The sequence below is a fragment of the Gordonia sp. OPL2 genome (assembly GCF_003797825.1).
GTDB lineage: Bacteria > Actinomycetota > Actinomycetes > Mycobacteriales > Mycobacteriaceae > Gordonia.
On record NZ_RKME01000033.1, the window covers coordinates 41,318 to 55,181 of the forward strand.

The 13,864-nt window shown below is 67.9% G+C and carries 11 protein-coding genes and 1 rRNA gene; all 12 read left to right on the forward strand.

From position 1 onward, the window contains the following. The first annotated feature begins 6 nt into the window (after window positions 1-6). A complete protein-coding gene (argC, locus tag EEB19_RS22940) occupies window positions 7-1,044 on the forward strand; it encodes an N-acetyl-gamma-glutamyl-phosphate reductase (protein WP_187589632.1) in 1,038 nt (345 codons plus the stop codon). Beyond that, window positions 1,041-2,300, forward strand: a complete 1,260-nt coding sequence (gene argJ, locus EEB19_RS22945; RefSeq protein WP_187589633.1) for a bifunctional glutamate N-acetyltransferase/amino-acid acetyltransferase ArgJ — start codon at window positions 1,041-1,043, stop codon at window positions 2,298-2,300. Before argC ends, argJ begins: the two co-directional genes overlap by 4 nt. Further along, window positions 2,297-3,193, forward strand: a complete 897-nt coding sequence (gene argB, locus EEB19_RS22950) for an acetylglutamate kinase (protein WP_187589634.1) — start codon at window positions 2,297-2,299, stop codon at window positions 3,191-3,193. The genes argJ and argB overlap by 4 nt, the downstream gene beginning before the upstream one ends. Next, the gene (locus EEB19_RS22955; RefSeq protein WP_187589635.1) at window positions 3,190-4,386 is read left to right on the forward strand and encodes an acetylornithine transaminase; all 1,197 of its coding nucleotides are present in this window, start codon (window positions 3,190-3,192) and stop codon (window positions 4,384-4,386) included. The genes argB and EEB19_RS22955 overlap by 4 nt, the downstream gene beginning before the upstream one ends. Further along, a complete protein-coding gene (gene argF / locus EEB19_RS22960) occupies window positions 4,383-5,306 on the forward strand; it encodes an ornithine carbamoyltransferase (protein WP_187589636.1) in 924 nt (307 codons plus the stop codon). The genes EEB19_RS22955 and argF overlap by 4 nt, the downstream gene beginning before the upstream one ends. Beyond that, window positions 5,303-5,842, forward strand: a complete 540-nt coding sequence (locus tag EEB19_RS22965) for an arginine repressor (protein WP_187589637.1) — start codon at window positions 5,303-5,305, stop codon at window positions 5,840-5,842. The genes argF and EEB19_RS22965 overlap by 4 nt, the downstream gene beginning before the upstream one ends. A 100-nt stretch (window positions 5,843-5,942) precedes the next feature. Beyond that, window positions 5,943-7,142, forward strand: a complete 1,200-nt coding sequence (locus EEB19_RS22970; protein ID WP_187589638.1) for an argininosuccinate synthase — start codon at window positions 5,943-5,945, stop codon at window positions 7,140-7,142. After that, window positions 7,139-8,581 carry an argininosuccinate lyase gene (gene argH, locus EEB19_RS22975; protein WP_187589639.1) on the forward strand — a complete coding sequence of 481 codons (1,443 nt, stop codon included), beginning with the start codon at window positions 7,139-7,141 and terminating at the stop codon, window positions 8,579-8,581. Before EEB19_RS22970 ends, argH begins: the two co-directional genes overlap by 4 nt. A gap of 79 nt (window positions 8,582-8,660) precedes the next feature. After that, a complete protein-coding gene (locus EEB19_RS22980; RefSeq protein ID WP_187589640.1) occupies window positions 8,661-11,642 on the forward strand; it encodes an AMP-binding protein in 2,982 nt (993 codons plus the stop codon). A 62-nt stretch (window positions 11,643-11,704) separates the two neighbouring features. Beyond that, the gene (locus tag EEB19_RS22985) at window positions 11,705-11,932 is read left to right on the forward strand and encodes a Trm112 family protein (RefSeq protein ID WP_187589641.1); all 228 of its coding nucleotides are present in this window, start codon (window positions 11,705-11,707) and stop codon (window positions 11,930-11,932) included. A gap of 52 nt (window positions 11,933-11,984) precedes the next feature. Next, window positions 11,985-13,280: a tyrosine--tRNA ligase gene (tyrS, locus tag EEB19_RS22990; protein WP_187589642.1), complete on the forward strand. Its 1,296-nt coding sequence runs from the start codon at window positions 11,985-11,987 to the stop codon at window positions 13,278-13,280. A 459-nt stretch (window positions 13,281-13,739) separates the two neighbouring features. Further along, window positions 13,740-13,864, forward strand: a 16S ribosomal RNA gene (locus tag EEB19_RS22995); the annotation flags it as partial.

The window sequence follows — 13,864 nt, forward strand, 5'->3', positions numbered from 1 at the left end:
GATTGCATGACGATCAAGGTGGCGGTTGCCGGCGCCAGCGGTTACGCGGGCGGAGAGATCCTTCGACTCCTGTGCGGGCACCCCCGTCTGCGATCCGGCGATCTGGAGATCGGCGCGCTGACCGCCGGCGGCAACGCCGGGAGCACCCTCGGTTCCCTCCACCCGCACCTGCTCCCGCTGGCCGATCGAGTGCTCGAGGAGACCACACCGGAGGTCCTCGCCGGACACGACGTGGTGTTCCTCGGGCTGCCGCACGGGGCGTCGGGCGAGATCGCCGACGCCCTGCCGCCGGCGACCCTGATCATCGACTGCGGCGCCGACCATCGGCTGGAGAATTCCCAGGACTGGACCGACTACTACGGCAGCGACTACGCGGGGAAGTGGCCCTACGGTCTGCCGGAGATCCCCGGTAACCGCGAGGTCTTGAAGGATGCGAGCCGGATCGCGGTTCCCGGCTGCTACCCGACGGTCTCCGTCCTGGCCCTGCGCCCGGCTGTCGCAGCGGGTCTGATCGACCCCCATGTCACCGTCGTCGCCGTCAGCGGCGCGTCCGGGGCGGGACGCTCGCCCAAGGTGGACCTGCTCGCATCCGAGGTCATCGGATCGGCACGCGCCTACGCCGTCGGCGGCGCGCACCGGCACACACCCGAGATCGCGCAGGCGTTGTCGGCGGCCGCGGAACTCCCGGTGTCGGTGTCGTTCACCCCGGTCCTCGTCCCGATGGCGCGCGGCATCCTCGCCACGTGTACCGCACGCACCGCCGCCTCGGCTGCGGAGATCCGCAGTGCCTACGAGAAGGCATACGGCGACGAGCCTTTCGTCCATCTCCTGCCCGAGGGCGTGCTCCCGACGACCGGCTCGGTCATCGGCGGCAACGCCGTCCAACTGGCCGTCTCCGTCGACGAACGCGCAGGCACCCTGGTGGTCGTGGGCGCCATCGACAACCTGACCAAGGGCACCGGCGGCGCCGCTGTCCAATCGATGAACCTCGCACTCGGCTGGGATGAGGCGGAGGGCCTGAGCACCGTGGGAGTGGCGCCGTGACGACATCGCAGCAGCCCGGTGACACCGACGACCGGATCACCCCGGGCGCACCGTTGGACGCGCCCCGGCTCGTCCGCGAGCAGGGCGTCACCGCACCTCTCGGTTTCCGCGCGGCGGGAATGGCCGCCGGTATCAAGGCATCCGGTGCCGCCGATCTCGCGCTCGTGTTCAACGAGGGTCCCGACTACTCCGCGGCAGGCGTCTTCACCCGCAACCAGGTGAAGGCCGCGCCGGTGCTGTGGAGTCAGCAGGTCCTGACCACCGGCCGACTGCGAGCCGTGATCCTCAATTCCGGGGGCGCCAACGCCTGCACCGGGCCGGGCGGATTCCAGGACACCCACGCCACCGCCGAGGCCGTGGCCGAGGCTCTGAGCAACTGGGGCACCGACACCGGCGCCGTCGAGGTGGCCGTGTGTTCGACCGGATTGATCGGTGATCGTCTGCCGATGGACAAGGTGCTCGCCGGCGTCACCGAGATCGTGCACGACATGGGTGGCGGACTCTCCGGCGGCACCGACGCGGCACACGCCATCATGACGACCGACACGGTGCCCAAACAGGTTGCGCTGCACCATACGCAGGGCTGGAACGTCGGCGGCATGGCGAAGGGTGCCGGCATGCTCGCACCGTCGTTGGCGACGATGCTCTGCGTGCTGACCACCGATGCGAATGCGACGGCGGAGCAACTGGACGCGGCCCTGCGCAAGGCCACCAGCCGGACACTCGACCGGCTCGACGTCGACGGATCGACATCCACCAACGACACCGTGCTGCTGCTGAGTTCCGGCGCCAGCCAGATCCCGGTCGACCAGGCCGATCTCGACGCTGCCGTCCTGGCCGTGTGCGACGACCTCGCCGCCCAGATGATGGCCGACGCCGAGGGCGTGACCAAGCGCGTCGTCATCACCGTCGCCGGTGCGGTGACCGAGGACGATGCCGTCGCCGTCGCCCGCACCGTCGCACGGGACTCGCTCGTCAAGACCGCGATGTTCGGCTCCGACCCCAACTGGGGCCGGGTCCTCGCCGCTGTCGGGATCGCCCCCGTCACCATCGACCCCGACCGGATCTCGGTGTCGTTCAACGGCACGCCGGTGTGCGAGCAGGGCTGCGGTGTGCCCGGGGCGCGCGAGGTGGATCTGAGCGGTGTCGACATCGCGGTCACCATCGATCTCGGGCTCGGCGACGAGTCGGCGAGCATCCGGACGACGGACCTGTCGCACGGTTACGTCGAAGAGAACTCGGCGTACTCCTCATGACGCTCAGCGCTCTCGAGAAGGCATCCGTTCTCGCCGAATCGCTTCCCGCCCTGCAGGATCTGCACGGCGCAACGGTCGTCGTGAAGTACGGCGGCAATGCCATGATCGACGATGACCTGAAGAAGGCGTTCGCCGCGGACATGGTCTTCCTGCGCGCCTGTGGTGTCCACCCGATCGTGGTGCACGGCGGCGGCCCACAGATCTCGGCGATGCTCGGCCGACTCGGCCTCGAAGGGGAGTTCCGCGGCGGCTTCCGCGTCACCACCCCGGAGGTGATGGATGTCGCCCGGATGGTGCTCTTCGGTCAGGTCGGGCGTGAACTCGTCGGACTGATCAACGCCCACGGGCCGTACGCGGTCGGCATCACCGGTGAGGACGCACACCTGTTCACCGCGACCAGGCGCACGGTCCTCGTCGACGGCGTGGCCACCGACATCGGACTCGTCGGGGACATCACCTCGGTGAACACCTCCGCCGTCCTCGATCTCGTCGGCGCGGGCCGGATCCCCGTCGTGTCGACCATCGCGCCCGACCGGGACGGCGTGGTGCACAACATCAACGCGGACACCGCGGCGGGTGCTCTCGCCGAGGCGCTGGGAGCGTCGCGTCTGGTCATGCTGACCGATGTCGAAGGGCTCTACACCGATTGGCCGAACCGGGAATCACTCGTCCCGCGGATCGGCACCGGCGAACTGTCGCGGCTGCTCGGGTCGCTCGACGCCGGAATGGTGCCCAAGATGGAGGCGTGCCTGCGGGCCGTCGACGGGGGAGTCCGCCAGGCGCACGTGATCGACGGCCGGGTGCCGCATTCGGTTCTGGCCCAGCTGTTGACCGAGAGTTCCACGGGAACAACCGTTCTCGCCGATGCCGATCTGGAAGGTGGCGCAGCATGACCGAGCCGTTGCAGCAGCGGTGGTCGGCCGCGCTGATGAACAACTACGGGACCCCGGCGATCGCGCTCACGAAGGGATCGGGAGCCGTCGTCACCGACGCGAACGGCAAGGAGTACCTGGATCTGCTCGGGGGCATCGCCGTCAACGCGCTCGGCCATGCGCACCCGGCCGTCGTCGACGCGGTCACCACACAGTTGCAGACCCTGGGACACGTCTCGAACCTCTACATCAGCGGGCCCGCCGTCGAACTCGCTGAGCGACTGCTCGACAAGTTCGGCCATCCCGGCCGGGTGTTCTTCTGCAACTCGGGAACCGAGGCGAACGAGGCGGCGTTCAAACTCGCGCGCCGGACCGGACGTCCCGAGATCGTGGCCGCCGAACGTGCATTCCACGGCCGCACGATGGGTGCGCTGGCGATGACCGGCCAGCCGGCGAAACGTGCGCCGTTCGAACCCATGCCGGCGGGCGTGCGATTCGTGCCCTACGGCGACATCGAGGCGCTCGAGGCCGCGGTCACCGAGAACACCGCGGCGGTCATCCTGGAGCCCATCCTGGGGGAGAGCGGCGTGGTCGTCCCCCCGAACGGCTACCTCGCCGCGGCTCGCCGGATCTCCTCCGAGAAGGGCGCACTGCTCATCTTCGACGAGGTGCAGACCGGGATCGCCCGGACCGGCGCGTTCTTCGCTCACCAGGCGGCCGGCGTCGTCCCGGACGTCATGACGTTGGCCAAGGGACTCGGCGGTGGGATGCCGATCGGTGCCTGCGTGGCGACCGGTCCCGCCGCCGACCTCTTCGAGCCCGGCCAGCACGGCACCACTTTCGGGGGGAACCCGGCGTGTTGCGCCGCGGCTCTCGCGGTCCTCGACGTCATCGACGACGAGGGCCTCGTGGATCACGTAGCGTCGGTGGGGAAGTCCATCGCGACCGGCATCGAGGAACTCGGGCATCCGCGGATCTCGCATGTACGCGGCAGCGGCCTGCTGCTCGGGGTGGTCCTGACCGACTCGATCGCGGCCAAAGCCGAGATCGCCGCCCGCGACGCGGGCTACCTCATCAATGCGCCTGCGCCCGATGTGATCCGGCTCGCGCCTCCACTCATCCTCACCGAGGAGCAGGGCGCCGGCTTCGTGGCCGCCCTGCCGGCGATCCTCGACGCCGCTGTAGACGCCGAAACTCAAGGGGACACGGCATGATTCGCCACTTCCTCCGTGACGACGACCTGACCCCGGCCGAGCAGGCCGAGGTCCTCGCCCTCGCCGCCGAGGTGAAGGCGTCACCGTTCGCGCATCGTCCGCTCGAAGGTCCGCGCGGTGTCGGGGTGATCTTCGACAAGAACTCGACCCGAACCCGATTCTCGTTCGAGATGGGTATCGCGCAACTCGGCGGGCACGCCGTCGTCGTCGACGGCACCACCACGCAACTCGGTCGGGACGAGACCATCGAGGACACAGGTCGCGTGCTGTCGCGGTTCGTCGACGCCGTGGTGTGGCGGACCTTCGGTCAGGATCGGCTGGAGGCGATGGCGTCGTCGGCGACCGTCCCGATCGTCAACGCACTCTCCGACACCTTCCACCCCTGCCAGGTGCTCGCCGACCTGCAGACGATCATCGAACGCAAGGGACGTGCCGCCGGGCTGTCGATGACCTACCTCGGCGACGGTGCCAACAACATGGCGCACTCACTGGCGCTCGGTGGGGTGACCGCGGGGATGCACGTGACCATCAGTGCACCCACAGGTTTCGAGCCGGATGCCGATGTCGTCGAGGCCACCACGGCCCGCGCCGCGCAGACCGGCGGCTCGATCCGGGTGATCGCCGACCCCGGAGAGGCGGTTGCCGGCGCGGATGTCCTCGTCACGGACACGTGGACGTCGATGGGGCAGGAAGGCGACGGCAAGGACCGCACGGCGCCGTTCCGGCCCTACCAGATCAACGACGACCTCGTCGCGAAGGCGGCTGCGGACGCCATCGTGCTGCACTGTCTGCCCGCCCATCGCGGCGAGGAGATCACCGACGCGGTCCTCGACGGTCCCGCGAGCTTCGTCCTCGACGAAGCCGAGAACCGGCTGCACGCGCAGAAGGCGTTGCTGATCTGGCTTCTGGGGCAGCGATGACCGCGGGCAGATCGACACCCGACGACACCCCGGCCGTCCCGGCGGTGGCGACCGAGACACGGCTCGCCGCGACCAAGGCGGGACGGCACGCACGAATCATCGACATCCTCTCGACCCACCAGGTACGCAGCCAGTCCGAACTGCAGCACCTGCTGGCCGCCCAGGGAATCGACGCCACCCAGGCGACGATCTCCCGAGACCTCGACGAACTCGGCGCGGTCAAACTGCGCGCCGCCGACGGTGGCGCGGGCGTGTACATGGTGCCCGAGGACGGTTCCCCGGTGCGGGGGGTGTTCGGCGGGACCGACCGCCTCGCCCGGCTGCTGTCCGAACTGCTGGTGTCCACCGACAGCAGCGGGAACCTCGCGGTCTTGCGGACGCCGCCGGGAGCCGCGCATTATCTGGCGAGCGCCCTCGACCGGGCGAGCCTGCCGGACGTGGTGGGGACCATCGCCGGGGATGACACCATCTTCGTGGTGGCACGGGAACCGGTCGACGGTGCCGAGCTCTCGCGACGAATCGAGGGCCTCGTGTAACCGCGTGGCCCGACACCTCAGCCCTTCGGACACAATCAGACCAACAGCACCACGAGCGGGACGAAGCCCGCGCCGGTGCGCAGGAACACAGGAGAATGACATGGCGGAACGCGTCGTACTCGCGTACTCGGGCGGCCTCGACACCTCGGTCGCGATCAGCTGGATCGGCAAGGAGACCGGCAAGGAGGTCGTGGCAGTCGCACTCGACCTCGGCCAGGGCGGCGAGGACATGGATGTGGTGCGTCAGCGCGCCCTCGACTGCGGCGCAGTCGAGGCGGTCGTCGTCGACGCCCGCGACGAGTTCGCCGACGAGTACTGTCTCGCGACGATCAACTCGAACGCCCTGTACATGGACCGCTACCCACTGGTGTCGGCGATCTCACGCCCGTTGATCGCCAAGCACCTGGTGACCGCGGCACGCGACCACGGCGGCACCGTCGTCGCCCACGGTTGCACCGGCAAGGGCAACGACCAGGTGCGCTTCGAGGTCGGATTCGCCTCGCTGGCACCCGATCTCGAGGTCCTCGCTCCGGTCCGCGACTACGCGTGGACCCGTGAGAAGGCGATCACGTTCGCCGAGCAGAACGACATCCCGATCAACGTCACCAAGAAGTCGCCGTTCTCGATCGACCAGAACGTGTGGGGACGCGCCGTGGAGACCGGGTTCCTCGAGGATCTGTGGAACGCACCGACCAAGGACGTCTACGACTACACCGACGACCCGACGGTGAACTGGAACTCGCCTGACGAGGTCATCATCACGTTCGACAAGGGACGCCCGATCGCCATCGACGGTCGCCCGGTGAGCGTGCTCGAGGCCATCCAGGAACTCAACCGCCGCGCGGGCGCGCAGGGTGTCGGTCGCCTCGACGTCGTCGAGGACCGGTTGGTGGGCATCAAGAGCCGCGAGGTCTACGAGGCTCCCGGTGCGATGGTGCTGATCCGTGCGCACGAGGAACTCGAGCATGTCACCCTGGAGCGCGAGCTCGGCCGCTACAAGCGGCACACCGACCAGAAGTGGGCCGAACTGGTGTACGACGGACTGTGGTTCTCGCCGCTGAAGCGATCGCTCGACGCATTCGTCGCGTCGACGCAGGAGCACGTGAGCGGTGATATCCGCCTGGTCCTGCACGGCGGGCACATCGCGGTCACCGGCCGGCGCAGCGGCGAATCGCTCTACGACTTCAATCTGGCCACCTACGACGAGGGCGACAGCTTCGATCAGTCGGCCGCACGCGGATTCGTGGAGTTGCACGGACTGTCATCGAAGATCGCGGCCCGGCGGGATCTGGATCTGTGACGTCGCACGGCACCAACGAGGGCTCGCTGTGGGGCGGCCGGTTCGCCGACGGTCCCGCCGCGGCGATGGCGGCGCTGAGCAAGTCCACACATTTCGACTGGGCGTTGGCGCCGTTCGACATCGAGGCGTCGGAAGCGCACGCGCGTGTGCTGTACCGCGCGGGTCTGCTCACCGACGAGGAACTCGAGGCGATGCTCGTCGGATTGTCGCGCCTGGCCGACGACGTCGCGAGCGGGGCATTCACACCGTCCGAGAGCGATGAGGACGTGCACGGCGCGCTCGAGCGCGGACTGATCGATCGGGTCGGACCGGAACTCGGTGGTCGACTCCGGGCCGGTCGCTCCCGCAACGACCAGGTCGCCACGTTGTTCCGGATGTGGTTGCGCGCGGGGATGCGCCGAGTTGCACTCGGGCTGCTCGACGTCGTCGACGCCCTGATCGCGCAGGCGCAGGCCCACCCGGATGCGGTGATGCCGGGCAAGACCCACCTGCAGGCCGCGCAGCCGGTGCTGCTGGCGCATCATCTGCTCGCACACGCTCACCCGTTGCTGCGCGACGTCGACCGGCTCGCCGACGCGGACCGCCGTACCGCGGTGTCTCCGTACGGATCCGGCGCGCTGGCCGGGTCGTCCCTCGGGCTCGATCCGGCCGCCATCGCCGCCGACCTCGGCTTCGACCGTGCCGCGGAGAACTCCATCGATGCGACCTCCTCGCGCGACTTCGCCGCCGAGGGGGCGTTCGTGCTCGCGATGATCGGCGTCGACCTGTCGCGGTTGTCGGAGGAGATCATCCTGTGGAGCACACCCGAGTTCGGGTACGTGACCCTCGCCGACGCCTGGTCGACGGGCAGCTCGATCATGCCGCAGAAGAAGAATCCCGACGTCGCCGAACTGACCCGCGGGAAATCCGGCCGCCTCATCGGCAATCTGACCGGTCTGCTGGCCACGCTGAAGGCACAGCCTCTGGCCTACAACCGCGACCTGCAGGAGGACAAGGAACCGGTCTTCGACTCGGTGGCGCAACTCGAATTGCTGTTGCCCGCGGTCACCGGACTCGTCGCGACGCTGGATTTCCACGAGGACCGGATGGCCGAGCTCGCCCCGGCCGGCTTCACACTGGCCACCGACATCGCGGAATGGATGGTGCGGCAAGGTGTTCCGTTCCGTGTCGCTCACGAGGTGGCGGGAGCCAGCGTGCGAGCTGCGGAAGAGCGGGGGATCGGTCTGGCCGATCTCGACGACGCCACCCTCGCAGAGATCAGTCCCGACCTGACGCCGGCGGTGCGAGACGTTCTCACCGTGCGCGGATCGATCGAGTCGCGCAACTCGCATGGCGGGACCGCGTCGGTCCAGGTCGAACGGCAACTCGCCGAGCTCCGCGGTGAGGTGAGCCGACGACGCGCCGAGTGGCCCGGAGACGGGGCGGACCCACCCGGCTGAGTACGCTGAGGGCGCCGCCTGCGGGGAGGTCGGTACAGTGACGTGCATCACTCGATCGAGAGGGGAGGGGAACGCCGTCATGGTGGGACTCCCGGTGCTGCCCGACATCGGTTCCGCGGTCGAGCGCGTGCTGGCCACAGCGCAGAACGGTCTCGAGGTCCTCCGTCTCGGCGGACTGGAGACCGGTACCGAGCCCGCACCGTTCAGCATCGTCGAGACCGAGAAGATGTTCCGGCTGCGCCGGTACTTCCCGGAGACCCCGACCGACGGCCCCCAGATCGTCCTCGTGCCGCCGATGATGGTGTCGGCCAACGTCTACGACGTCACCGAGGCCAATGGTGCGGTGTCCATCCTGCACCGCAACGGCATCACCCCGTGGGTGATCGACTTCGGGTCCCCGGACTCCGAAGAGGGCGGGATGGAGCGCAATCTCGCCGACCACATCGTTGCCGTGAGCCGGGCGATCGATCTCATCGTCGAGGCCACCGGACGCGACGTCCACCTCGCGGGCTATTCACAGGGCGGCATGTTCGCCTACCAGACCGCCGCATATCGGCAGTCGAAGGGCATCGCCAGTCTCATCACCTACGGCAGTCCGGTCGATGTCCTCGCCGCCCTGCCCCTCGGACTCCCGGCCGGTCTCGTGGTGCCCGGTGCGGAGTTGCTCGCCGACAAGGTGTTCAACCGGTTGTGGGTGCCCGGCTGGATGGCCCGCGCGGGATTCCAATTGGTGGACCCGGTGAAGACCGCGCGCAGCCGCATCGACTTCCTCCGCAAACTGCACGACCGCGAGGCGCTGCTGCCCCGTGAGGACCAGCGCCGCTTCATCGAGGCCGAGGGATGGGTCGCGTGGTCGGGGCCCGCCGTCGCCGAGCTGCTGCGACAGTTCGTGGTGCACAACCGGATGATGTCGGGCGGATTCGTCATCAACGGCGATCTGGTCTCGCTGACCGAGATCACCTGTCCGGTACTGGCTTTCATCGGCGAGGCCGACGACATCGGTCAGCCCCTCGCGGTCCGCGGAATCGTTCGTGCCGCACCGGCGGCGACCGTGTTCGAATCACGCGTCCCGGTGGGACACTTCGGGCTCGTCGTCGGCAGTACCTCGGGCGCGCACACATGGCCCACGACCTCGGACTGGGTGCTGTGGCAGGACGGCACCGGCGACCGGCCCCCATTGGTCGAGGAGATGCACACCGAGCTCGACCCACACGGCAGCGGTGTGAGCATGTCGTCGCGCATCACCCACGGGATCGGTTCGGTCGCCGACGCCGGGGCCGGGGTGTCGCGCGAACTGCTCGGCCTGGCCACCTCACTGCAGCGCACGTCGCGTGCCGTCGCCCAGGAGTCCGTCCGCACGGTGCCGCGCCTGCTACGACTCGGACAGATCCAGACCGGCACGCGGATCTCCCTCGGCAAGCTGATGTCGGAGAACAGCAAACGCGCCGCCGACCAGGAGTTGTTCCTCTTCGAGAACCGGGTCCTGACGCACGCGCAGGTGAACACGCGCATCGACAATGTTGTCGCCGGCCTGATCGACTGCGGGATCCGCCCCGGCGTGCACGTGGGTGTGCTCATGGACACCCGGCCGAGTGCACTCGTCGTGGTCGCCGCGTTGTCGAGGCTCGGGGCCGTCGCGGTCCTGCTGGCCGCCGACGGCGACATCCCGGAGATGTTGCGCCTGGGCGAGTGTTCGTCGGTGGTCACCGATCCCACCCACCTCGATGTCGCGGCCAAGCACTCCGACCGGGTTCTGGTTCTCGGTGGCGGCAGTGGCGAGGCCCGTGACATCGACTCCGCCGACGGTGCCTCGATCATCGACATGGAGCGAATCGATCCCGACGCCGTCGAGATCCCGCCGTGGTACCGCCGCGATCCCGGGCTGGCCGGTGATCTGGCGTTCATCCTCTTCACCCGGTCGGGCGGAAACCTCGCTCCCTGGCCGGTCTCCAACCACCGGTTCGCCATGTCCGCGTTCGGTGCGGCGTCGGCCGCTGCACTGACCGATCGCGACACCGTCTACTGCCTGCCCCCGCTGCATCACGCATCGGGGCTGCTCACCACGCTCGGCGCCACGGTCGTCGGCCGATCGCGGATCGCGCTGTCCGAACGGATCGATCCGGAGACGTTCACCGCCGAGGTGCACCGCTACGGCGTCACCGTCGTCTCCTACACCTGGACGATGCTGCGCGAGGTCGTCCACAGTCCGGATTTCCGGGTCAATCAGTACAACCCGATCCGGTTGTTCATGGGTTCCGGTATGCCGAACGGTCTGTGGGGCGACGTGCTGGAAAGCTTCCCGCGGGCACGCGTCCTGGAGTTCTTCGCGACCGCCGACGGCTCGGCGATCCTGGCCAACGTCTCGGGAGACAAGATCGGCTCGATGGGGCAGGCATTGCCGGAGACGAATCCGGTGGAGGTTGCCGCCTTCGACGTGGATCGCGGACGTCTGGTGGTTGACGACTCCGGTTTCGTCGGCAAGGCCGGGGTCGGCGAGGTCGGTCTGCTGCTCGCCCGCGCTCGCCACCGCTTCGACACGTCGTCGACGGTGCTGCGCGATGTCTTCGCAACCCGTGACCGCTGGGAGGTCTCGGGTCACCTGTTCCAGCGCGACGCCAACGACGACCTGTGGTTCTTCGGCTCGGTCGACACCGTGATCCGCTCGTCGGACGGACCGGTGTTCGTCCCGCCGATCGAAGCGGCATTGTCGCAGGTCCGCGGGGTCGACCAGGTCGTGGTGTACGGGTTGGGGGAGACCGGACACCAGATCGCGGTCGCGGCCGTCACCATGCGCAGTGCCGGCGGACGGTCGGAGTCGCTCACGGTGTCGGCGCTGCGGGTCGGCCTGGGCGGATTGGCAGCCGAACGCCGTCCGCACCTGATCTGGGTGGTCGATGAGATCCCGGTCTCCGATTCCTACCGTCCGCTGGCCCGCCGCCTGGCGGGGCGCGGGTTACCCCGGCCGGGTGCCCGTGTCTGGTACCGCGACGCCGACGGCAGGTATCGTCGTTACACGAGAACTGCTGCGGCAGAAGTCGGTTGGGATGCAGCCGCCCTATAGGGCGCGCGCGCCACAGCCGCACGGCGAGATGACATGGCAGCGACGACGAGAAGAGGACCGACGTGACCTCACGTGCGGAATCGATCGATCCCATCACCCGTGAACGGTTGGTGTGCCCGCAAGACCACGGACCGCTGATCGATGCGGGAGACGAGCTGTACAACCCGCGCCTGCGGGTCGCCTACCGCATCGACGACGACGGCATCCCGGTGATGCTCGCCGACGAGGCGCGCACCGTCGACGACGCGGAGCACGAGGCCTTCACCGCGGGCGGTACCGGGAGCCCGTGACCTGCAGGCGGGGGGTCGTCGGCCCGCCCTGCATGGATGACAAGATCGACGGGTGAGCACCGAGACGCCGGCCTCGTCGTACACCGACATCCTCTCCGAACTCGAGTGGCGTGGCCTGATCGCCCAATCGACCGACCTCGACGCACTGCGCATCGCACTGTCCGACGGACCGATCACGCTGTATGCCGGCTTCGATCCGACCGCGGCGAGTCTGCACGCGGGACATCTGGTTCCGCTGTTGACGCTGCGGCGATTCCAGGAGTCGGGTCATCGTCCGATCGTGCTTGCCGGTGGGGCCACCGGTCTGATCGGTGACCCCCGTGACGTAGGGGAACGGACGATGAACGCGCCGGACACCGTCGCCGAATGGGCCGACCGCATCGGCGGACAGTTGCGCCGCTTCGTGACCATCGATGACTCGCCGACCGGTGCGCTGATCGTCAACAACCTGGAGTGGACCGCGAAGCTCAGCGCCGTCGAGTTCCTGCGTGATCTGGGCAAACACTTCTCGGTGAACGTGATGCTCGCACGCGACACCGTGCGTCGGCGACTGGAATCCGACGGGATGAGCTACGCCGAGTTCAGCTACCTGTTGCTGCAGTCCAACGATTTCGTCGAATTGAACCGCCGTCATGGCTGCATGCTGCAGGTCGGTGGTTCCGACCAGTGGGGGAACATCGTCGGCGGCGTCGATCTCGGCCGGCGTCTCGACGGTTCGTCGCTGCACGGGATGACGGTCCCGCTGGTCACCTCGTCGGACGGGAAGAAGTTCGGGAAGTCGACCGGCGGTGGCAGCCTGTGGCTCGATCCGGAGTTGACCAGCCCCTACGCCTGGTACCAGTACTTCGTGAACACCGCCGACGCCGACGTCGTCCGGTACCTCAAGTGGTTCACCTTTCTCAGCCGCGACGAGATCACCGAGCTCGAGCGCGCCACCGAGGAGACGCCGCACCTGCGCACGGCGCAGAAGCGGCTGGCCGCCGAGATGACCACGCTCATCCACGGCGAACAGCACACCAAGGGCGCCGAGCTGGCGAGCACCGCCCTGTTCGGACGTGGTGACCTGGCCGAACTCGACGAGCAGACCCTGGCCGCCGCGGTCGGGGAGACCACGGTCGCCGACTATCAGGGAACCCGGCCGACCATCGTCGAACTCCTCGTCGACACGACACTCTCGGAGAGCAACAAGGCTGCTCGTCGATCGATCGCCGAGGGTGGCGCCTACGTGAACAACACCAAGATCACCGATCCCGACTGGCAGCCGGCAGACGCCGACCTGCTCCACGGTCGATGGCTGGTGATCAGGCGCGGCAAGAAGAGCTTCGCCGGTGCGACGATATCGCTCTGACCAGGCGATTTGACGCGTTGTTCGCACCTGTGTAACTTAATCGACGCACCGCAGAGAGCAACTCCCCCGGGGCCGACAAGGACTCGGGGAGGTGAAGGTGCCCGAGCATCAGAGCCCGGGCCGACTCCGCGGGGCCGACCCCCGAAAGAACTTGGAATCGGGAGTTGCGGACCGGAAAACGGTCTGGTAGGCTGGAAGAGTTGCGCCGGAGACGGACAACTTTTCCAAACAGAACGTAAAGCTCGCAGGTGAGCGCCCTGATTCAGGGTAGTACCGGTGGGTGTGTGTTCTTTGAGAACTCGATAGTGTGTTGGACGATTTTTCGATGCCATTAGTTTGGGCATCGGGAATCTTTTATTGAAGTTTTTTGATGCCAGTTTATTTGGATTGTATTTTAGTCAGGTTTTGCTTTCCTGATTGTGTTGATTCGGCCGGCTCAGCCGGTGGTTTCAGTAAGTTTTCATGGAGAGTTTGATCCTGGCTCAGGACGAACGCTGGCGGCGTGCTTAACACATGCAAGTCGAACGGAAAGGCCCAGCTTGCTGGGTACTCGAGTGGCGAACGGGTGAGTAACACGTGGGTGA